Here is a 21,523-nt window from a genome sequence, read left to right on the forward strand (position 1 = left end):
CAATTTGGAGTCCAAAACATGTTTTGGACTCCACCCCTAAACCACTACAACGCCGCCCAAAAATACACCATACCCGCTACAGAAATCACTAACGAACCGATCCGCGTAACTGCTAGCCGATAATCATGCGCTTTATCAGCAGACTTAAACCGCGCCAGTTGCCGTAAAGCAAAAAACACGGGTAGCACCACGATTTGATGCCCGAATTCCACGCCAAGACTAAAAGCCACAATCGCCAAGCCGATGGTTTCGGTGGGTAATCCTGCCATCGCTTCCAATAAGCCACCCGCAAAACCCAAGCCGTGAAACAGGCCGAAAAAGAACACCGTCAACAAACGCAACGCGCCACGACTTTGCTGAGGCCAAAAAACGTTGACCAACGCCACCAAAACAATGCTGCCAGCAATCATCGGTTCAACGACGGATGACGGCAAGCGCAAGATGTCCAGCACGGATAAGGTCAAGGTCAGCGTGTGCGCCAAGGTGAATACGCTGATGACTTTGACCAAATCCCACAGCGTCGCGGTCGCCAACACCAAGGCGATCACAAACAGTAAATGGTCGTAACCTGTGAGGATGTGCATCAGGCCGTGGTGCAGGTAATCGACGAACAGGCGGCGATTATCATTGGTGCTGTCGCCATTTAAGGCAATGGCGAGCGGTTGTTTGGCAGTCAGCAACAAACCTTGATGCTGGGTTTTGTCGTTTTCCTGCACGCTGACTACAAAACTGGCTTCCCACGGATTGCCTGGGGCGTACAGGAATTCATTCAACAGATTTTGGCTGATGCTGAGTTGTTTGGCGGGCTTGGGCAAGGCGTATTCCAGATCGTACAAAATATGGTTAACACCGGATTCGCTGACCTTCAGCACTTGTCCGGTCAACGCTTGTTGATCGGCTTGGATTTTCACATGGCTTAGGAAATATTGCCCGTGCGATTGCCACGCTTCCGCCAACGATGCGGCGTTGTTGTTGCCAAAGGCATCCGTCACCAACACTTCTTCCGTGGAGACGCGGGCATGGATGATGAGCTTGTCCGGCGCAAGGTCTATCGTCAACGCGCCTTGGGAAATGGGATGGGCAAACGCCAGTATGGGCAGCCAAAATAACAAGAAAAGTAGCTTCATCGATGGGCATGAAAGGCGTTATACGATGGGTTGATCGCCACCGTTTGTTGCAGGAATTGGCGACCTTGCTGCAAATCGCCCGCCCGTGAATAAATCAAACCCGCGTGGTACAACAAATGCGCGTCGCGGGTTTTTAATATCAAGGCCTTGGCGATGGTGTCGCGGGCTTCGGCAAAATCGCCGTGTTTGTACAAGGCCCACGCCAAAGCATCGTAGGCGTAAATGCTGTGGCGGATGGTCAAATCTTGCCGCGCCCAGCGTACTGCTTGCTCGGCGTTTTCTTGCGAATCGCTATAAAACCCCGCCAGATGGTGCAGATAATGGGCATTGCCCGCAGCAACCGATTGCTGATAAACCGCCAAGGCTTTCTCATGCCAGGATTTGGCTAATTCGGGCTTGCCCATAAGCGCGTAAACATCGCCCAAGGCTTGGAAAAATTCTGCGCGGGGCGTTTGTGCGATGACTTGTTGGTAGCGTTTGATGGCTTCGTCGTATTGGCCTTGCGCGGCAGCTAGTTCGGCAAGATGTTCTAAGGCGACAAAATGCTGGGGTTTTAGGCTTAACGCGGTTTGATAGTATTGGTCGGCGGTTTTGAAATCGCCTGCGTGGAAAGCTAATTCGCCTAAGCGAATTTTGAACCAAACATCGTTGCCGCCGCGTTCCAATAACTGTTTCGCTTGCGGCAAATCACCGTGTAATTCCGCCAAACGGGCGAGTCTGGCGAGTACGGGTAAGCTGGCGTCCAAAACAGGTTTTGGACTCCTGTGTTTTGGACTTCCCGGTTGTTCTGCCGCCAATTTTTCGTAAAGTTGGCGGGCTTCATCAATATTGCCCAACTCCAATTGCGCGTCGCCGCTGGTCGCTAAAGCCGACAGATTGCGCGGGTCTAATTGGTAAGCTTGTGATGACAATTGCAAAGCTTCATTGAAATGATGGTTTTCAAATTCGGTGATTGCCAAGGCCGCCAAACCGCCGACATTCGGCGGTGCGGGTACGGCAGCTAGTGAGGCTTTGGCAGCTTGTGCCGCCAAGTCCAAATACGCCAAATCGCCAGTCTCGCGCAGTTGCCCAATGTACACGGCGGACAGGCGGTTTTGCGCGGTAAAATCCAGCGGGTCTTGCTTGATACGGGCTTCCAGGAATGCGCGGGTGGCATCAGCCGCGCCGCCGACCAGCGGCGACGCAGCTAAAGCCAAAGCCAGTATGGCAATGGACGCGCGGTTAATTGCGCGTGTTGTCATCTAGCGTACCTGTTGGCAGCGGTTGGTGGGAAGCGGCGAAAAACGGGAAACTGTTGCGGAATACTTTATCGTTGGCATTGACGTTGTCGCCAGTGGTTAAGCCTTCGTTAGTGACCAAAAACAACACCGTGTCGATGACATCATCCACCGGACGGCGACCATTCGGGAAACCCGCGCCCGCATTATTACCACCTTGTTTACCTGTGTTGGCAACGGCGGTGTTCAAACGCAACATATCGCCTTTGGTAACTGCCACATCCGCCAGAATGCCGATATGCGCGGCATCCGTACCCAACGCTGTTAATGTGCTGACAATATCGCCTGCAAATTTGCCAGCGGCATCATCAGCGGTGCTGGCTCGGTTGTATTCATTTTTGCGTGGGAATGGGATCAACACGGTGTTGATGGTGGGTACGCCCATGCGGTCGATGGGATAAGACACCCCTGAGTTGATAGGGTCATCGGTTTTCGAGCGAATCGTTTGGGCGTTACGTAAGGTGGTTGCACTAACGCCAATCACGTCACCGGCAGAGCCTTTCAATAAGCTGACCGGTACGCTGAGCACGATCATTTGCGAGTTATAACCGGCAAATGTATCGCGTCCGCGATTGAGCTGGCTGACATCAGGACTGCCGCTTAGTACGGTACTGACAAAGCGGTTAAACCCTGGAATATCGAAAAAGAACGGATCATCAACCAAACCGGCAAAAAAAGTGATTCCCGTTGCGGCATCTTTTTTTAGCGAAGGCGTGGGCGCTTTCTCGGCAGTTGCTGAAGAGACGGTGGTGGGGGCATTAAATATTTTGTCAGTACCATCTTTACCGAGGATACGGACACGGGCACTTTGCGGGTTGCTGCGCGATGTTTGTTCATTGAAAATAATGGTTATTAATTTGTCAGGGTTGGCATCGCCGGTATTTTCAATATTGAATTGGTAGCGGACGCTAGGATCGAAGCCGCCTAAATTGCCGTTTTCGCCGGGTACGATGAAACCGTGGACATCGAAGGCCAAAATAGCCTTGCTGTTGTCATTTGGATCCAAAAAAGCATAAACATCGGCGATGTCGCTGGCGGCGTCCGATTCAACCAAAGGCGCTTCTGCGTGGTCGGCTGCAAACAGGGGGGTAGACAGCGATAACGCCATTGCCATCGTCAGTGCTGAAAGCGGGTGGTTTAATTTCATAATATTCTCCTAAAATGGGGCGAGGCTTTGGGGGTGTAGAAAATAAGTTTTCCTATCACTCACTAATACGTCCTGCGCTTAAAAATGGATGCAATAAAATGAAAATTTTTGGGAAGGCTCTCCAGCATTTTGAACAAGCCGGGCGGCGGTAAGCTTTGTGATGGCAAACCGGCGCAATATCTGTGCATAAAACTGAGATGTTCAAGATAGAATGGCTTCTGTCAGGCTTGGGCGTTGTAAAGCTGACATTTTTGTTAACAACACCTTAAAGGATTGAAAGTATGGATGGCATGTACGATTTTAACTTGGTGATGCTGTCAATCATGATCGCCTGTGTGGCTTCGTATACCGCGCTTGATTTAATGTCGCATATGCACCAGTCGACACGGAAGTCGTTTTGGATTTGGATGCTGGGTAGTGCGTTGGCGATGGGCGGTGGGGTTTGGTCCATGCATTTTGTCGGCATGTTGGCTTTTCATCTGCCGATTTCAATAGGTTACGACCCTGTTATAACACTTTTATCTTTGGCGATAGCGGTGGCAATCTCGGCAATGGCTTTGTGGCTGATGCGATCTTCCGAACTCAGTAAAACGTCGACGGCTGCCGGTGCGCTGTTTGTCGGTTTAGGCATTGCGGCGATGCATTATACCGGCATGATGGCAATGCGGATGTCGCCGTCGATTGTTTATGACCTGCCACTGGTTGCACTCTCAATTGGCATTGCTGTTTTTGCCGCGTTTGTGGCGTTGCGTACCGTTACCTTGTTACAAAACCAACGCTCCAGCGTTGTTGTAGTGACGAAGCTTTGCAGTGCTTTACTGCTGGGCTGTGCGATTGCTGGCATGCATTACACCGGTATGGCGGCGGCTCATTTTGCTGCGCATAGCGTCAGCGTGGCCGGTTATTCGACAAGCCTTGACCAGTTTGCCCTAGCTGCCATCGTGGCTTTGGTCACTTTTTTGGTGTTGGTCATTATGTTGGCGACATCGGCTTTGGATGAGCATTTCGCCGCCAAAAACGCGCAATTGGCGGCCTCCTTGCAATTGGCTAACGAGCAGTTACAGCGTATTGCCTATTACGACCATTTGACACGATTGCCCAGCCGCTTGCTGCTTGAAGATCATCTTAACCGGATTATTTCGCAGGCTGAACGCAGTCCAAACCTGCTGGCTTGTTTGTTTATCGATCTGAACAAATTCAAGCCCGTCAATGATACTTTTGGGCATCGCATGGGTGATGCTTTGTTGGTGGCGGTCGCAGAGCGATTACAAGATTGCGTGCGAATGGATGATATGGTGGCGCGTATCGGTGGTGACGAGTTTGTGATTGTGCTGGGTGGTGTGACTGATGAGGAGGATGTGGCGGTGGTTTGTACAAAAATCATCAATAGCTTGAAGCAGGTTTTCCCTATTGAAGGGTATGAAGTGCATATTTCTTGCAGTATTGGCATTAGCCTCTATCCGCGCGATGGGCAAACCTCAGATAGCTTGGTCTCTTGTGCGGATAAGGCCATGTATCAGGCGAAAGCACTGGGTGGTTTTGCCTTTTTTAGTTAGTGGTCTGAGTTGATGCTTAGCGCAGCCGGAACGGCTATTTGTTTTTAAACACAGCGACTTGGCGATAAAAGTCTTTAAGTTCGACGGTACTTGGGTTACGTCCATAACGAAGCCTGATGAAAGTGTCGGTAATCTGCAGGATCGTTTCAGCGTGTTCGGGTAGGTGTGCGGCGGCGCGCAAGGCAAAGGTTTTTTCCCCTTCGCTGGGGTGCTTGCTTACGCCGCTGTTGCCAAGTTTTCGGCAAAAACGCTGGTAGTTTTGTAAAACCGGATCAATACGTGCCTTTTTTTGGTACAGCAATAGCCAACATAACAAGAAAGTAATGGCGGAAATAATGCTGCCCAGCCAATACAACATCGCTTTTAAGTCACCCACACCCAAAGACGAGAGGAATTTGGCTTGGCTGTCGGTGCTGTAGTTAATGACCCAACGTTGCCAGTTGTAATCGACATTGCTCCAGAGTTGCCGTGTTTTTCTCATCCAGCTGTAAATGCCCGCCGAGCTGTCAGTATTCGGCAAATAACTGATAAGCCCGCCTATTTCCAATTGGTTAAGGTTGATATTGCGTTCTATCCTTTCTGGTGCGATGGCGGCGGTCGGATCAAAGCGTACCCAGCCCTTGTTTTCCAGCCAGACTTCCGCCCAAGCATGGGCGTTGGCTTGGCGGACTTCTAAAAACCCGCCTACTTTGTTGAACTCCCCGCCCTGAAAACCGGTAACAACCCGAGCCGGAATCTTGGAAACGCGCAGCAAATATACAAAAGCCGATGCGTAGTGGCTGCAAAAACCGTAGCGGTGTTCAAACAAAAATGTTTCGATCGGATTATTTTCCATTGCCGGAGGCGTTAAGGTGTAATGGAAATCTTCTTTTCGGAAATGGTTGAGCAATTGGTTGATGAAATTTTCCGGTGGACTATCAAAGCCATGCAGCTGAGAGACCAATTGTTTGATTTTTGCTGAAGGCTCGCTTGGCAGTTGCGTGGCATCTTTATGTTCGGTGCGGGTGATGTAGCCGGTGTTGTAGTTCGGATAAGAAAATATTTTATATTCGGCGCGTTTGTCAGGATTTTCGGAAGTAATCAGCTGGTAGTTAACGTTTTGGCTGAGCGCGCCGTAATATTCGACCGGCATGTCCAGTGCGAACACCCAGTTTTTATTTTGCGGTTCCATCAGTAAGGTGTATTGGTAAGGCGTGCCGGAGACTTTTATTTTGTCCATAAAGCGCGCGTAATGCAGATTGCTGACTTGTGCCCAACGCTTGCCGTCGGTGTAAGCAAAGACAGGGCCGCGCCAATACAGTTGCTGGTTGGGCGGGATGGCTCCGGTAAATTTGGCGCGGAACACCAGTTCGTCAGACATGCCCAAATCGGTGATGGAACCGGGTTCCATGGTGTCACTTAGGCCAGTTCTGGCCTGATGGGTGTCGTTAAGCAGCATCCAGCGAGGTGCTTGAAGGCGGGGGAATAAGATAAACAAGGCGATGGCAAGTGGTAAGGCTTGCAGCAAAATCGTACCGGCTGTTTTTAAGGCGGCTTGCGTTTCGGGTTTGTCGGTATTGAGGCAGATTAAGGTTGCCAGCAATACACAACAGACAAACAAAATATAACCTGCCATTAACAGGCTTTGTTCGTACAAAAATTGCGACGATGCGACAATAAAAGCCAAATAGACAATCAGGTACAAATCGCGTTCGGATTTGATTTCCATCAGCTTTAAGCTTAAGCCTACCAAAAACAGCCGTGTACCGGCATCACGTCCGAACAGGCCTTGATGTTCGTTATAAAACAAGGCAATGCCAACCACGGCAATCAGCATCAACAGCAGGTTATTGGGTAAAAACTGGGGCCGCCAGATACCAATAAACCGCCAACCCCATAACACGATAAAAAAAGCAAACAAGTTGGCAGGTATATGGTTGATATGCGGCAACACAATCAAGCCAATTGAGGCCAGTAAAAACATCATCACGCTTTTGTTAAATTGAGTTTTCATAAGCTAAAACAATGCTAAGGCTTCCAGACATTGGCGGTAATGTGACGCGCCTAAAGCAGCATCCAAACGTAAGCCTGGTAAACGGAAACTGTAGGGAATGCCGGCTTGTTCGGCTTCTATCACCCATCGGCATAGGCAGCTGAGGCGTTCTTCCAGTGAATGGCCTAAGGCTTGTTCGTAATCCAAGCAAATTTCTGCGTTACTTTGTCCGCCATATTGTTTGCTGTACAAGCCTAAGCCTTTGGCAAAAGCTTTCCAATGGATATGCTTGATCGCATCGCCGGCTTGGTATTCTTTTAAGCCGTAAAAGTCTTCGGGTGCATTTTTGCTGATACCGCCTTGCCCTAATTCGCTGCTGGCGGTTTCTGGGAAAGCACTGGCAAAGGCTGCCGGTTTGGGATAAACCAGAACTTTTTGTTCGAACCGTATGGGCGACCACGCGCGGAAAAAACCAAAAGGGTAGCTGCTGGAAACGACGATTTTGCCTGCCGTTTGCCAACCGCGTTGCTGGCTGGGCGTGGTCAGCAGCAAGTCAACATGGCTGCGGGCGTTGAGGTTGATGTTGATCGGTGTGGCTTTATCAAAGCCGATTTTTACCGAAACGCGCGGTAAAGTGCTTGGGTTATCCAACAGAATGCCAAAGCCTGCCGACTCGCCCAGAAAAACTGGCGGGTTGCGGGTGGTTTGCACGGTTAAGCCGGCTAGGGTACGGAAGGTGTGCAAAATGGCAATGAAGAAGATGCTTGCCAGTAAAAAAGCTAGCATATAGGCCAGATTGTTGTTGTAAACAAAGGCGATCAACAACAATAACAAGGTCATCAATACAAAATTGATGCCGCGTTGTGTCGGCAAAATGTAGATTCGCCGCTGGTTAAGGCGGTAAGGCGCATCACTTGCCAGTTCGCCACGAAAAAAACGGTGCGTTTGCAGGCGTTCTTTTAGGCTGGACGGTGGTAAATTTTTGTTGGGGTCAACGCTCAATGGACGGGCACCTTTTCTAAAATGGGCGCAACGATGGTTTCGGAATGACTGCTGCCAGCACGGAGACGGTGGCCGGCGACAGCTGCCAAAACGGCTTGGATGTCTTCAGGGATGACGGCATCGCGCTTGTCCATAAAAGCCCACGCCTTGGCGGCTCTGAGCAATGCCAAGCCGCCGCGTGGGGACAGGCCGCAAGGATAGTCGGGTGATTCGCGGGTAAAGTTAATGACCGCTTGGCAATAGTCGAGCAGGGCAGGTGAGGCATGGACTTGGGTTATGGCTTGCTGAATTGGCAAGAGCTGTTCAGGCGGCAGTTGCACGCTTTGCGCTTCGATCAGGCTTTGGCGGGTTTCACCGTTAAGCAGGGCGCGTTCGGCTTTAGGGTCAGGATAGCCTAGTTCAATCCGCATTAAAAAGCGGTCCAGTTGCGATTCGGGCAATGGGAACGTGCCAATTTGATGGGAAGGGTTTTGTGTGGCAATGACAAAAAATGGGCTGGGTAAGGTGTAGGTTTTGCCTTCGATGGTGACTTGGTGTTCTTCCATGGCTTCCAGCAATGCACTTTGTGCCTTGGGTGTGGCGCGGTTAATTTCATCCGCCAAGACCATTTGGTTAAACACCGGCCCTGGGTGGAATTTGAACTCATGGTTATTGGCGTCATACACCGATGCGCCCAGAATGTCGGCGGGCAAAATGTCGCTGGTAAATTGGATGCGTTGGTAGTGAAGGCCAAATAGCTTTGCCAGCGTATGCGCCAACGTGGTTTTGCCAACCCCCGGAATATCTTCAATTAATAAATGGCCTTTGGCGAGCAGACAGCAAACTGCAAGGTGGATTTTATCTTGTTTGCCTAAAATGATCTGGTTGGCGGCGAGCAGCAGCTGGTCTATGGTGTTTTGCATATGCGGGATGGCGGGAGAGAACAATGGTTGTTTTTAGTATAGAACAAGTTCTTGGTTGATATTGATTTTTACAAAGCAGCCAATGCCCAGTTGGCTGGCAGCCATTCGAAAGGCTGTTGCTGTTGCGGATATTTTGGGTGGAGGGGATTGGGCGGTATAAAAAAGTAGAGACGCTATTTCTGCGTCTCTACAAGGGCAATGGCTGCCGGAGTCGGTTTATTTAATGGTGACGGTGATGGTTGCGGTTTTTGATCCGCCGTTACCATCGCTGACGGTATAGCTGAAAATGTCTATGCCAACTAGGCTGCCAGCGGTGTAGACGATTTTGTTGTTGGTGATGACGGCGCTGCCCAAAGAGGGGCTGGAGGTTGAAACAAGTGTCAAAGGGTTAAATTCAACGTCTTTGTCATTTGCCAACACATCAATGGTGGCGGTGCTGTTTACCAAAACGGTGGCTTTATCGTTAATGGTCTGTGGGGCATCGTTGACGGGTAGCAAGGTAATGTTCACAGTGGCGCTAGCGGTTCCGCCTGCGCCATCGCTTACGGTATAGCTGAAACTGTCACTGCCGTTATAGTTAAGTGCAGGTTTATAAGTCATTGATGTTCCATTGTTGACAATAACACCATGGGCGGGTGTGCCTACAGCACTGATGCTTAAAACATCACCGTCGGGATCTGTGTCATTTTTGAGTGCGTAAACAGCAATCCATTTGTCTTCATTGGCGGTCAGGCTCTCGCCGCTTGCCAGCGGTGCTTGGTTTGCCAGTGTAGAAGTGCTGGTGATTGTTGATGGCGCGGTCATGTTGCCGCTGCTGTCTTTTGCCGTTACGGTAAAGCTGTAATTGGTGCTGGTTGCCAAGCCTGTAGCGGTATAGCTGCTGCTGGTTTGCCAAGCACTGCTGACACAGCCCAGCCCGCCTGCGACACATTGGAATTGGTATTGCACGGTACCGGATGCGTCGGTCGCGGTAGTGGCAACCATGGCAATGCTACTTTTGCTTTTGGCTGTGGGTGCGCTTGCCCAACCCATCGGGTCAGGGTTAGGTGCGGTCTTGTCCAGTACGGGGATAGTGCCGGAGATGAAGTATTCGCCGCTACTGGCGTAGTCGCTGTAAGGGACGAGGCTGTTGCCGACACCGGCAATGCTGAGGTAGTAAATGCCGGGTGTCACCGTGGTGCTGATGACGGCGCTGGTTTCGGTGTCGGGTGCGCTGCTGGCGATTTCCACGCCTTGCTGGTTGTAGAGCTTTGCCTGTACGTCCAAGTTGGCACCGCGTTTTGAGGTGCGGGTAAATGCCGCCCACGCAGGTTTGACGGTCACGTTGATGGTGCCGCTGCTGGCTTCAAACCAGAACATGTCAACATCGTCACGGCTTTCTATCACGCCTTTATTGGCCGGGTCGGCATTGCTGGGGTCATCTTGTGGTGTGGTGACGAGGACGCTGCCGTTGCTTTCAATAGCCAAAGCCGTGGCATTGGCAAAGCCGTTTTGTTGGTCGTCAGCACGAAGTTTTAGCTTTTCAGTAATTAGGAGTATGTCGTCTTCGGGGTTGTTGGCACCAGCATATTCGCCTTTGCTCCATTGGGTGACGTTGGTGTAATAACCGACACCCATAATAGGTGCCCAAGAAGATAGGCTGGTATCCAAACCACAGAAATATTCGGCGGTAGTTGAACACTTAGGGTTTAAGGTTTTATCAGTGATGCCGTCATGGGATAGGCCTAGGTTATGACCAAATTCATGGGCACCCGCTTCAGCCGCATAAGGCGCTGATCCTCCGCCCAAGTTGTTGTAGTAGATGAGGGCAGGTGAGTAATAGCTGGCATAGTTGGTGTCACCAAAAACGTTGACATAAGCAACACCTCCGGCTGATTTGTAAGGCATTGCGACGCCTTTGGTGTCAACGTTTTTGGTGAAAAGCAAATGACCGGTTGTAGGGCCAAAGCTGGCGGGTTCTTCGGTAGTCACGTCAATATCAAAGGCAGAAAAATCTTCAGCAATGCGATGCCAAATTTCGGCAATCCGTGTTCTCTCATCGCTATTGAAATCAGTAGGGATGCCGTCAATGTCAAAAGGGGCGGCATAATAGGTGTTGACGGTACTGTTCCATGCGCTGCCGGTGATGTTGTCACCGTTAAAGTCCAGATAAAGCACATTTTTGGAATTGGGTCGGCTGTGAAATGCGAATGTGTCAACCACTGGTAAGCTGGTGGCTAATGTGCTGGTGCCGCTGGTTGTCAGAGTGCTTTGGGTGGGAAGGATAACGCTGTCGCTATATAAAACTTCGCCTGTTGGATCAACATTTAAATGGTCTAAATCCGCCTCAGGAAAGGAAAAGCTATGCAGCCTTTTGATGGCTTTTTGCTGGTGAAGTGGATGTAAGCCTTCAAGCTGTCTGCGGAATCCGTTTTGTGAGGGTAGGTCGCGGATAGTAAATGGCGCGTGCTTTCCGTACATTTTTGCTGGCTTTGCTTGGGCTTGTTCAACTGAACCAAATAAGGCCAATAAAAGTGTTAAAAGGACGGTGGTTTTTATTGTTTTTATCCGTTTCATTGTCTTAGCTCCGGTCATTCATTGTGGTGAATTAACAATAGCTAAGCTATGAGTTTCTGATTGTGATCGGCTTCAAACTTATGTTTAATTAAATGCGATGCATTTAACAGTTTGAACAATTAACGGATAATACTTAGGGTGGGTGATTAAAAATATATTTAATAACAATATGTTAAGCACCCTTCGCAAAAGGGTGCTTAACATGTGTGGCGTGTTATTTCATCATTTTGTCTTTGAAGGCTTTATCAATCGAATGGGTCGTTTCTTCGTTGTATAGTCTGGATGAATCAACTGGCAAACGGGGTTGGGTAGGAACAACCGTTGGAGTCGCAGTAGGGGCTGTTGCAGGCAATGCTGCGGGTGTTGTTGTGTTTTCTACGACAACATCGGAATCATCTAAACGGAAAATGGGCGAGTATACGGTATCGACATCAAAATCGCGCCAAATAGGGTCGGGCGAGATAGCGGGTTTGGTGGGCAGGGGAATAGTGATTAAGTCGAGTACGCCAACGCCGGTACGACCGATAAAGTTGACCATACCCTTCACGCCACCACCAACAAAGCCGTACAGCACATTGGAAACGTTCGCGGTATTAATGACGTTTTTCGGTAACTCCAATATACCGGTCGTTAAGTTGGTAAAGGCACGAACGGCTTTACCTTCTACTTTCTGTCCATAGCTAACGGGTCTTCTGATTTCATCTGCGTGGGACAACGGTGCTTGGCTTAAAACCAGTCCGCTTAAAAGCAGTGAAGAAACAAAACGGTTGAATTTAATCATATTGAATCCTGCGGGTTAGGGTTAAATTACAGACAGTATAGCAGAGTCATAATTATTTACTTATTCAGTGCTTTAGCAAAGGCGTTCGCCATTGAGTTGGTTAAAACAGCGGGCTGTTTGATCGTTTTGTCAGGTTTTTTGTCTTGACGCTCTTGTCGTTCCGGGCGTGTTTTAACCACTTCAACGCCCGACTTCATCGACAAGGAAATACGCTTGCGCGCCGCATCCACTTCCAATACCGTCACTTTGACCACATCACCGGTTTTGGCCGCTTCGCGCGGGTCTTTTATAAAAGTGTCCGACAAATGTGAAATATGCACCAAGCCGTCTTGATGCACACCAATATCGACAAACGCGCCAAAATTAGCCACGTTAGTGACGACGCCATCCAGGCGCATACCCACTTCCAAATCGGTGATTTTTTCAATGCCCGCTTTAAAAGCCACACTTTTGAATTCTGGCCTGGGGTCTCTGCCTGGTTTTTCCAATTCTTGCAAAATATCCGTGACCGTTGGTAAGCCGAAATGTTCGTTGGTGAACTGCTTGGCATCCAAGCTACGTAAAAATTGGCTTTGCCCGATCAGATCACGGATGGATTTGCCGGTTTTGCTGATGATGGCTTCCACGACAGGATAGGCTTCCGGATGGACGGCAGAGGCATCCAGTGGGTTATCGCCGCTCATGACGCGTAAGAAGCCCGCCGCCTGCTCGTAAGCCTTATCGCCCAAACGAGGCACTTTTTTAAGCTGTTTGCGGTTTTGGAACGGGCCGTTGTCGTTGCGGAAAGCGACGATATTTTCACTGACACTGGCGGATAAGCCAGACACTTGTTTTAGCAACGCCACCGACGCAGTATTCACATCCACGCCGACGGCGTTAACGCAATCCTCAACGACATTGTCCAAGCCACGCGCCAACTGCACTTGGTTGACATCATGCTGATACTGGCCCACACCAATGGCTTTCGGCTCAATTTTTACCAATTCCGCCAACGGGTCTTGCAAGCGTCTGGCGATGGACACCGCGCCACGCAGCGACACGTCCAGCTCAGGAAATTCCTTGGCAGCCAATTCCGAAGCCGAGTACACCGAAGCACCGGCTTCCGACACTGTCATTTTATTGAACACCAATTCAGGATGTCGCTTCATGACATCGGCAACCAATTGGTCGGTTTCACGCGAGGCGGTACCGTTGCCAATGCTGACCAGATTAACGTGATGCTGCTGGATCAGTTTTGCCAAAAGGGCAATCGACTCGTCCCATTGCTTACGGGGCGGATGCGGATAAAGTGTATCGGTCGCCAGCAATTTGCCGGTGGCATCGACAATCGCCAGTTTGACACCGGTGCGGATGCCCGGATCAAGCCCCATCGTGGTTTTTGCACCGGCAGGGGCGGCTAGCAGCAAATCGCGCAAATTGCTGGAAAAGACGCGGATGGCTTCCAGCTCTGCGGACTCACGCAGGCGTTGCTTCAAGTCCAAATCAATACGGGTGAACAACTTGATTTTCCAAGCGAAACGCGCGGTTTCGGCAAGCCAGGCATCGGCTGGTCTTTGAATGTCAGTGATTTTTAAATGTTGTGCGACCAAACCGGCACACACATCGTGTTCGGCTTTTTCTTCGGCGGCGGGCAACAGGTTCAGGTTCAGGAAATCTTCGTTACGGCCCCGGAACAAAGCCAAGGCGCGGTGGGAAGGAATTTTGTGGATGGCTTCCTGATAGTCGAAATAATCCTTAAATTTTTCCGCTGCCTGTTCTTTGCCGCTGACCACGGTGGTGTGGATGATGCCTTTTTGCCAGATGCGTTCGCGCAATTGCGCCAGCAATTCGGCGGCTTCGGAAATGTTTTCCATGATGATTTGCCGTGCGCCGTCGAGTGCGGCGGCGACATCGCCGACACCTTTGTCGGCATCCACATAGGCCAATGCGGCTTGGTTCGGGATCAGGCTACGGTCGGCTAGCAGTGCATCGGCTAACGGCTCAAGCCCTGCTTCACGGGCGATTTGTGCTTTGGTACGGCGACGCGGTTTGAAGGGCAGGTACAAATCTTCCAGCAGAGTTTTGCTGTCGGCGGCGTTGATAGCCAACTCCAGTTCGGGCGTGAGTTTGTCTTGGCTGCGGATGCTGTCAAGAATGCTGGCTCGACGGTCGTTCAGTTCGCGCAAATAGCCTAAGCGGTCTTCCAGTTGCCGCAGTTGCGTGTCGTCAAGGCCGCCGGTGGCTTCTTTGCGGTAGCGGGCGATAAACGGTACGGTTGAGCCTTCGTCCAGCAATTGTACGGCGGCGGCGACTTGTTTGGGATTGACGGCGAGTTCTTCGGCGATGCGTTGGATCACATCCATTTAAGGCTTCCTTGAGTGGTTAATTTCGTTGGCATTGTAACAGCTGATGAAGGCTTTCTTAAGCCATGCGGCTGGTTTGTACAGGCTATTTTTACCGGCTTTTAGGATTTGTTTGCTTGGCAAAATTCAGTTACCTACAATGGCAATCCGATTGATGGGCAAACGACCAATAAAATCAGGATGATGATTTTAACGGCTAGCGTTTTGGCAAAAGCTGGGCACGCTAGGCTGTATTTTAAAAATAAAAATTAGAAACAAAAACTTATGCTTCATCTAAAGAAAAGAACACAAGTCTGGATGCTCTTGGCAAGCTTGGCGCTGGGTGCTGCCGAATTACAGGCCGAACCGGCAGTAAGTCCGCCCAAACTGGCGCTGGGTTATACCCAATTGCCATTTGCCTTGCCGGAACCGGGCAGTTACGAGCTGCCTGATTTAGGTCTTGCCGCCGATGGCTCGGTGCTGGACAGCGAGAGCCGGCCAACCACTTTGTACGCCTTGCTCAGCGCACAGCGGGGACAGATCAGTTTGCTGAGCTTCATTTACGCCGCCTGTAGCGATGTTAACGGTTGTCCGTTATCGACAATGGTGTTCCATAAAATTAAAAGCCGCCTGCAAAAAGAGCCGGATATTGCCAAAAACCTGCATTTGCTGACGCTCAGCTTTAACCCCGAACATGATACGCCGGCGATGATGAAGCATTACGGGCAAAGTTTTCAGGGCGATGGTTTGTCGTGGCAGTTTTTGACCACCCATTCAGAGCAAGATTTGCACCCCATTCTTGACCATTACCAACAAAACATCCAGAAAATTTACAATGCCAAAGGCGAGTTCACCGGCACGTTTTCGCATTTGTTACGGGTTTATCTGATTGATGCCAACAAACGTATCCGCAATATTTACAGCGTGGATTTTTTGCATCCCGATACCTTAATCAATGATGTCAGGACTTTGTTGTTGGCAACGGCAGCCGACCATAAGCGCCGGACACCTTCCAAACCCGTACCGTCAACCACCGGTATTTTCAGTGCGGGCGATAACAAAACAGGCTACGAGCAGGCCGATTACCAAACCCATGCCATCGCCCTGAGCGACCGCAAAGGCAAGGCTGCCGATTTGTTGGCAAACATCCGTAAAGCACCGTTGGGTTTGCCGCCTGTTCCTGTGCCGGAGGACAATCCACCCACTGCCGCCAAAATTGCATTGGGGCGCAAACTGTTTTACGACCGCCGCTTATCGCTTAACAAAACCTTTTCTTGCGCGATGTGCCATTTGCCCGAACAAGGTTTTACCAGTCAGGAAATGGCAACTGCCGTGGGCGTGGAAGGGCGCAGCGTCGGGCGCAATACGCCTAGCTTGTTTAATGTCGCTTATGCCCAAACCCTGTTTCATGATGCCCGTGAAAACACCTTGGAGCAGCAGGTTTGGGGGCCATTGTTGGCGCGTAACGAAATGGCTAATCCAGCGATAGCGTCGGTGGTCGATACGATTAAAGAAAACCCGGATTACCCGCATTTGTTTAAAGCGGCATTTGGCAAACCTGCCAACATGGAAACCATCGGCATGGCAATCGCCAGCTATGAACGCGCTTTAATTTCTGGCAATTCAGCATTTGACCGCTGGTATTTCCAAAAACAAAGCCACGCAATGACAGCGGATGCCCAGCGTGGCTTCGGCTTGTTTACCGGAAAGGCAGGGTGCGCAAATTGCCATCTGATTGGCAAGCAATCGGCGTTGTTGACCGACCAACTCAACCACAATACCGGCATTGGCTATCAAGAAGCGATGGGCAAACCGGCAGGCCCACAACCCGTGCAGATTGCACCGGGGGTGTTTGCGCAAGTGTCCAGCCAGATAGTGAGTGCGGTTTCCGAACGCCAAGCCAACGACTTGGGCCGCTACGCCATCACCCAAAACCCTCAGCACCGCTGGCAATACAAAACGCCCAGCCTCCGCAATTTGGTGCTGACTGCGCCTTACATGCATAACGGCAGTTTGCAGACCTTGGCGCAAGTGGTGGCGTTTTACAACCAAGGCGGCGTTGCCAATGAAAACTTGGATGGCTTGATAAAACCATTGGCGTTGTCAGCGCAAGAGCAGGCCGACTTGGTGGCATTTATGCAGGCATTGACTGGCGACAATGTGGACGAATTGGTTTCGGATGCCTTTGCCGCACCCATTGGCGAAAGCCAATAAGGGATTACAGCCAGCCCTTGCGCTTAAAAATCCAATACGGCGCAATGCCCGCCAGCAACATAATCAGCAGCGCGCCCGGATAGCCCAAACGCATGTTCAGTTCCGGCATGTGTTGGAAATTCATACCGTAAATGCTGGCGACCAAGGTGGGCGGCAAAAACACCACGGCGGCAATCGAGAAAATCTTGATGATTTTGTTCTGGGCAATGTTGATGAAACCTTGCGTGGAGTCCATCAGGAAGTTGATTTTGTCGAACAAAAAAGTGGTGTGCGACATCAATGTATCCACGTCGCGGGCGATTTCCCGTGCGGTTTCTTGCAGTTCAGGAAAATTGCGCAAATGCCGTTGCAAAAAGGCAATCGAACGTTGCGTGTCCATCAGGCACAGACGGATTTTTCCATTACTGTCTTCCAATTGAGCCAGTTGGTCTATCGCCAATTCCAAATCGGAGTCGATTTCTTCCAATACCAAATAGCTGACATCTTCCAGTTTACGGTGGATGTCTTCCAAATTGTCTGCCAAGTTTTCCACTTTTTGTTCAAAAATCACCACCAACAGTTCTTGTGGCGAAAACGCTTCGATTTGGCCTTTGCGGGCGCGCATCCTCAACAGTCTAAAATCGGCCAACGCACCTTCGCGTAAAGTGATAAGCCGGTCGTTTTGCAAGATGAAAGCAACGGTGGCGGTATGGTGGCGGCCTTCGTGCTGCGCCAAAAACAGCGAGCGTACGTGGGTGCCGATAGAATCACTGAAATAGCGTGCCGACGATTCGATCTCTTCAACATCGTCCGATTCTGGCAGTTCGGTATGTAAAAATGCTTGCAGGCGTTGGCGTTCTTCGTCGCTGGGGTCGTGCGCGTCTATCCAGTCGGCGCTTGCCCAGGTTTTGGTGCTGTGCGGGTTGTTGTCCGGGGTGGCGCGTTCTTTCAGCTTGCCTTCGTGGATGGTAAATAATCTCAGCATTAAGGTCCTTCCGTGATGATTTTTTTCAATTTGACCAGGATGTTTTGCTGTTGTTCGGGCGGCAATTTGGCAAAAGCCTGTTCAAATTCTGCCAAGCTGTATGGGGTGCTTGCGGTAGCTGCCGACAGTCCGCAGTCACCAAGCACTTTGCCGATAGCCGGTGCGGCATCTGTCAAAAGCATTTCACTGGACAACGTTTTTTTGATGAGGGTGTTGATCCGGATGAAGATTTTTTGCCCCGTCAGCAAACTGTCGGCAAAGGCTTTGGCATTCTCTTGGTTAAAGCCTTTGCGTTTGGAATCGGCAAAGGTGGTCAGGTTCATTTTAAGTGCCGGTTGCTGGTCAATTTGATACTCGACCACAAACGGACTGTTTTGCGAGGCAATCAGGCTTTCGGTTTCCACCACCACTTGCAACTGCTGTTGTTTGCAGACAATTTGCAGTTTGATGTTGTCGTACAAGCTGCGGTCAGGTCTTGGCGATTGCGCGTAGCTGTAGCTTTGGTTGGTTAAGGGGTCGCTTTGCTGCTGGTAGCTCCAGCTATCGGCGGCTTGGCTTGGCAAGGCCAAAAAGCTTGATAAAGCAAGGGCGGGAACGGAAAAATAAGGCTTAATCATGGCGTTGGCTTTTACTCGCGGGTGGGGGCGAACCGACAACAGCAAGGCCGGGTTGTCGGTTTGGGTAAAGCAAGGCGGTAAGGTGTTTAAAAACGCGTTTTTACGGCGCATTATACGGCAGTTGCTTGGCGGGCTTAACTCGGTTTGATGCATTTTTGCAAATACCGCCTGAGCAAATCTAACGACAATAAGGCCGCCTGTTGCTGTTTACGGGTGATCGGCCCGCTTAACGGGTAGCTGGCAAAATGGTTTGCGTCCGGTGTTTGCAAGTAGACGGACAAATTGACGGTTTGGTTTTTGTCGGCAAGCTGGGCTTGCGGTTGGTCGATAATCTGTATCAAAGCGCAATCTGCACCGCTGTTTTGCAAGCTTTTGGCCTGTTGTTGGGCATAGGTGAGCGGGTCTCCGAAGTCTTGCGGGCAGGAAAACGCGTGTTGATATCCGCTGCTGAGCAACCAGTCGGCACCTAAGCAATGGCTGCTCAGCAAGCCGTGGCTGGCGGTTTCTTGCACGGCGAGGGTCAGTTGCTGTTGCCGCATCAGTCCGTCAATCACGCTAATGATATCGCTGCTGTTGGCTTTGTTGCTGTCGTCGATGGCAAATACCGCTGCGTCCAATGTTGTGCTGATTAAATTTGTCAGCTGGCTGGCTTCTGCATCGGGATAGCCATACGGAAACAAGAGTTTGACTTGCACTTCGCCCACACTGGCCCGGTAGCCGATACTGACGGATTCGGGAATGGTAATCGGAGCGATCAGTTCTTGGATGCTCGACTCGCCCAAACCAATGGTTTTGAGGGTGATAAGACGGTCCGCTTGCAGTGGGAAACGGCTGGGTAGTGACGGCAGAATGCGGTCGGTGAACAAGTGGCGCATTTCCGATGGTACGCCGGGCATGAAGGCAAACCAGCAACGCCCTGCCTGCACCGCAAACCCTGGTGCTGTACCCAAATCGTTATCCAAGCGCACCGCACCGCTAGGCAGCAGGGCTTGTTTGCGGTTGGAGGCTGGCATGGTGCGGTTGCGCCGGTCGAAAAAAGCTTGGATTTGCGCATAGGCCGTTTCATCAAACACTAACGGCAAATCGAAAGCCATAGCGACTGCTTCGGCAGTTAGGTCGTCGGTGGTCGGACCCAAGCCACCGGTACATAAACAGCAATCGGCGCGTTGGGCGATTTCTTTTAGCAAAGCCACCAAATCGTCCAGCTTATCGCCCACGGCGGTGTGGCGGGTGACCAAAAAACCCAGCTCCACGGCTTGTTGCGAAAGCCAAGCGGCGTTGGTGTCGGCTATCTGTCCGGTGACGATTTCTTCACCTTGCGAGAAAATTTCGAGGGTTGGTTTCATGTGAGTACAAGGCAAATTTGAGATGAGGCCAGTATAAGCCACATCTGGCAAAGTCAAGCCAGCTTATCAGCCAAGCCAGTTATCCGCGCCACTTTTTGGGCAACTGTTTGCATAAAGACCGCCGATTCTGCCACGAGCCGCACGGATTTTTTGGCGCGGGTGATGGCGGTGTAAAGCAATTCTTTCGTCAGTACCGGATTGATCTGCTCCGGCAAGACGATCAGCACTTCGGCAAACTCCGAGCCTTGGCTTTTATGGATGGTCATGGCAAACACCGTTTCACAAACCGGAACGCGTGCAGGCAGGTATTTTTTGACGCTGCCGTCAGCGCGTTGAAAAAACACCATCAACTTGCCGCTTTGTTCGGCATCGGGCACGCATAAGCCAATATCGCCATTGTAAAGCTGCAAGCTGGCGTTGTTTTGCGTGACAATCACCGGCCTGCCGGCATACCAAGCACCGGTTAAGTGGATGAGGTTCTGCGCCGCCAATGCTTGCTCGACGCGCTGGTTGATGTCCGCCACGCTCAGCGGCCCTTGGCGGTTGGCACATAAGGTTTGGAACTGGCTAAAAGCGTGAAAGATTTCCCGAAAATCCGCACCTGCTTTCATCAACTTTAGATAAACCGCTTGGTGTTGGCTGATGTAAGCGATCAAATCTTCGTCGAGCAGGCTAACGTCGGTGTCGCCCGCTTTTAAAATAGCCCACGCCGTTTCGGCTTGTTGCTGGTTGATGGCTTCGGCAAGTTTTTTGATTTGCCCGTCGAAACGGTGCGAAACCTGCAGTTCCACGGTGTGGTTTGGCAGGGCTTGCGTCAAGTCCGCCAGCACCGCCCCGGATTCCACCGAAGCCAATTGGTCTTTGTCGCCCAATAAAATCAGGCGGGCATTGGGCTTTAAGGCATCGACCAATTTGCTCATCAACGCCAAATCGACCATCGAAGCCTCATCGACTACCACCACGTCATACACCAAAGGGCGTCCGCTGTGATGGCGAAAATACGGTGATGCTGGTTTTGCGCCCAATAACCGGTGCAAGGTGGTGACGGTTTCGGGGATATGCTGCTTGATGCCGTCGCTGCACGGCAATTGTTGCTTATTAAAACCAATGGCTTCTTGCAGGCGCATGGCGGCTTTGCCGGTGGGTGCTGCCAAGGCGATCAGCAACGGCGATGCTCCCGCTAAAGTTTGCAAAGCCGCCAGAATTTTCACCACCGTTGTGGTTTTGCCTGTGCCGGGGCCGCCGGTAATCACGCAAAAGGCTTGGCTGACGGCGTGCTGGGCGGCTTCACGCTGCCAGTCAATGTTATCGCTGGCTTTGCCAAAATACAGATCCAGTAGCGCATCGGTTTGGCTGACCGCCAGTTCACGTTCTGACAAGGCCTTGATCTGCCGCGCCAAACGTTGTTCGTAAAACCAATATCGGTGCAGGTACAGGCGTTGCTTTTCCACCACCAAAGGCAAAGGCGGGGTGTTGTCGGTGGGTTCGCTTTCCTGCGCCAAACCAGAAGCCAGCACCAATCCGCGGCTATCGTCATCCAATAAAATACAATTGTGGCCTTGGTTTTGTTGGTAAGAAACCTTGGCGACAATCGCTTCAAAAGCCCGTTTTTGTGCAGTCGTCAGCGCGGTCCGCTGGCTTAGGAAGCGGGCGAAGGCGGTGTCCAGGCGGGTTTGGGGTTGTAGGTCTGAGATCATTGGAATGGAGAACCCCTGCTCAATTTGGTTGGCTGTTTTGAATG

At 51.0% G+C, this 21,523-nt stretch carries 15 protein-coding genes; 2 read left to right on the plus strand and 13 right to left on the minus strand.

Annotated features, from left to right (window positions below):
- Nucleotides 1–44: 44 nt before the first annotated feature.
- From ACYQ1O_RS11350 to ACYQ1O_RS11360, 3 genes are read right to left on the minus strand one after another with little or no spacing between them, the layout of a single operon-like run.
- Nucleotides 45–1,127 carry a HupE/UreJ family protein gene (locus ACYQ1O_RS11350; RefSeq protein ID WP_459991799.1) on the minus strand — a complete coding sequence of 361 codons (1,083 nt, stop codon included), beginning with the start codon at nt 1,125–1,127 and terminating at the stop codon, nt 45–47.
- Nucleotides 1,124–2,368 (minus strand): tetratricopeptide repeat protein, encoded by a 1,245-nt coding sequence (locus tag ACYQ1O_RS11355; RefSeq protein ID WP_459991800.1) that lies wholly within the window; start codon nt 2,366–2,368, stop codon nt 1,124–1,126. Before ACYQ1O_RS11355 ends, ACYQ1O_RS11350 begins: the two co-directional genes overlap by 4 nt.
- Nucleotides 2,349–3,551, minus strand: coding sequence for a DUF4331 family protein (locus tag ACYQ1O_RS11360; RefSeq protein ID WP_459991801.1), 1,203 nt, complete (start codon nt 3,549–3,551; stop codon nt 2,349–2,351). The genes ACYQ1O_RS11355 and ACYQ1O_RS11360 overlap by 20 nt, the downstream gene beginning before the upstream one ends.
- Nucleotides 3,552–3,832: 281 nt before the next feature.
- Here ACYQ1O_RS11360 and ACYQ1O_RS11365 point away from each other — a divergent pair, with 281 nt between their 5' ends.
- A complete protein-coding gene (locus tag ACYQ1O_RS11365) occupies nt 3,833–5,107 on the plus strand; it encodes a diguanylate cyclase domain-containing protein (protein WP_459991802.1) in 1,275 nt (424 codons plus the stop codon).
- Between the two features lie 34 nt (nt 5,108–5,141).
- On the opposite strand, the gene ACYQ1O_RS11370 is transcribed toward ACYQ1O_RS11365, so the two are convergent.
- From ACYQ1O_RS11370 to ACYQ1O_RS11395, 6 genes are all read right to left on the minus strand, one after another.
- Entirely contained in the window at nt 5,142–7,100 is a 1,959-nt protein-coding gene (locus ACYQ1O_RS11370; RefSeq protein WP_459991803.1) for a transglutaminase TgpA family protein, read from the minus strand.
- 3 nt (nt 7,101–7,103) lie between these two features.
- Nucleotides 7,104–8,081 (minus strand): DUF58 domain-containing protein, encoded by a 978-nt coding sequence (locus ACYQ1O_RS11375; protein WP_459991804.1) that lies wholly within the window; start codon nt 8,079–8,081, stop codon nt 7,104–7,106.
- Nucleotides 8,078–8,983 carry an AAA family ATPase gene (locus ACYQ1O_RS11380; protein WP_459991805.1) on the minus strand — a complete coding sequence of 302 codons (906 nt, stop codon included), beginning with the start codon at nt 8,981–8,983 and terminating at the stop codon, nt 8,078–8,080. The genes ACYQ1O_RS11375 and ACYQ1O_RS11380 overlap by 4 nt, the downstream gene beginning before the upstream one ends.
- Before the next feature lie 216 nt (nt 8,984–9,199).
- Nucleotides 9,200–11,539, minus strand: coding sequence for a cadherin-like domain-containing protein (locus tag ACYQ1O_RS11385; RefSeq protein WP_459991806.1), 2,340 nt, complete (start codon nt 11,537–11,539; stop codon nt 9,200–9,202).
- A gap of 214 nt (nt 11,540–11,753) precedes the next feature.
- Nucleotides 11,754–12,320 carry an exosortase system-associated protein, TIGR04073 family gene (locus tag ACYQ1O_RS11390; protein WP_459991807.1) on the minus strand — a complete coding sequence of 189 codons (567 nt, stop codon included), beginning with the start codon at nt 12,318–12,320 and terminating at the stop codon, nt 11,754–11,756.
- A gap of 56 nt (nt 12,321–12,376) precedes the next feature.
- Nucleotides 12,377–14,662, minus strand: a complete 2,286-nt coding sequence (locus ACYQ1O_RS11395; RefSeq protein WP_459991808.1) for a Tex family protein — start codon at nt 14,660–14,662, stop codon at nt 12,377–12,379.
- A gap of 264 nt (nt 14,663–14,926) precedes the next feature.
- On the opposite strand from ACYQ1O_RS11395, the gene ACYQ1O_RS11400 reads away from it, so the two are divergent.
- Nucleotides 14,927–16,855: a cytochrome c peroxidase gene (locus tag ACYQ1O_RS11400; RefSeq protein WP_459991809.1), complete on the plus strand. Its 1,929-nt coding sequence runs from the start codon at nt 14,927–14,929 to the stop codon at nt 16,853–16,855.
- Between the two features lie 4 nt (nt 16,856–16,859).
- Here the strand turns inward: ACYQ1O_RS11400 and corA are convergent, their stop codons facing one another.
- Genes corA through recD form a run of 4 tightly spaced genes read right to left on the minus strand, consistent with a single transcriptional unit; the run spans nt 16,860 to nt 21,479 of the window.
- Nucleotides 16,860–17,819 carry a magnesium/cobalt transporter CorA gene (corA, locus tag ACYQ1O_RS11405; RefSeq protein ID WP_459991810.1) on the minus strand — a complete coding sequence of 320 codons (960 nt, stop codon included), beginning with the start codon at nt 17,817–17,819 and terminating at the stop codon, nt 16,860–16,862.
- Nucleotides 17,819–18,547: a hypothetical protein gene (locus ACYQ1O_RS11410; protein WP_459991811.1), complete on the minus strand. Its 729-nt coding sequence runs from the start codon at nt 18,545–18,547 to the stop codon at nt 17,819–17,821. Before ACYQ1O_RS11410 ends, corA begins: the two co-directional genes overlap by 1 nt.
- A gap of 23 nt (nt 18,548–18,570) precedes the next feature.
- Nucleotides 18,571–19,782 (minus strand): competence/damage-inducible protein A, encoded by a 1,212-nt coding sequence (locus ACYQ1O_RS11415; RefSeq protein ID WP_459991812.1) that lies wholly within the window; start codon nt 19,780–19,782, stop codon nt 18,571–18,573.
- A gap of 53 nt (nt 19,783–19,835) precedes the next feature.
- Entirely contained in the window at nt 19,836–21,479 is a 1,644-nt protein-coding gene (gene recD, locus ACYQ1O_RS11420; protein WP_459991813.1) for an exodeoxyribonuclease V subunit alpha, read from the minus strand.
- Nucleotides 21,480–21,523 lie beyond the last annotated feature (44 nt).

The sequence above is a fragment of the Methylosoma difficile genome (assembly GCF_054657615.1).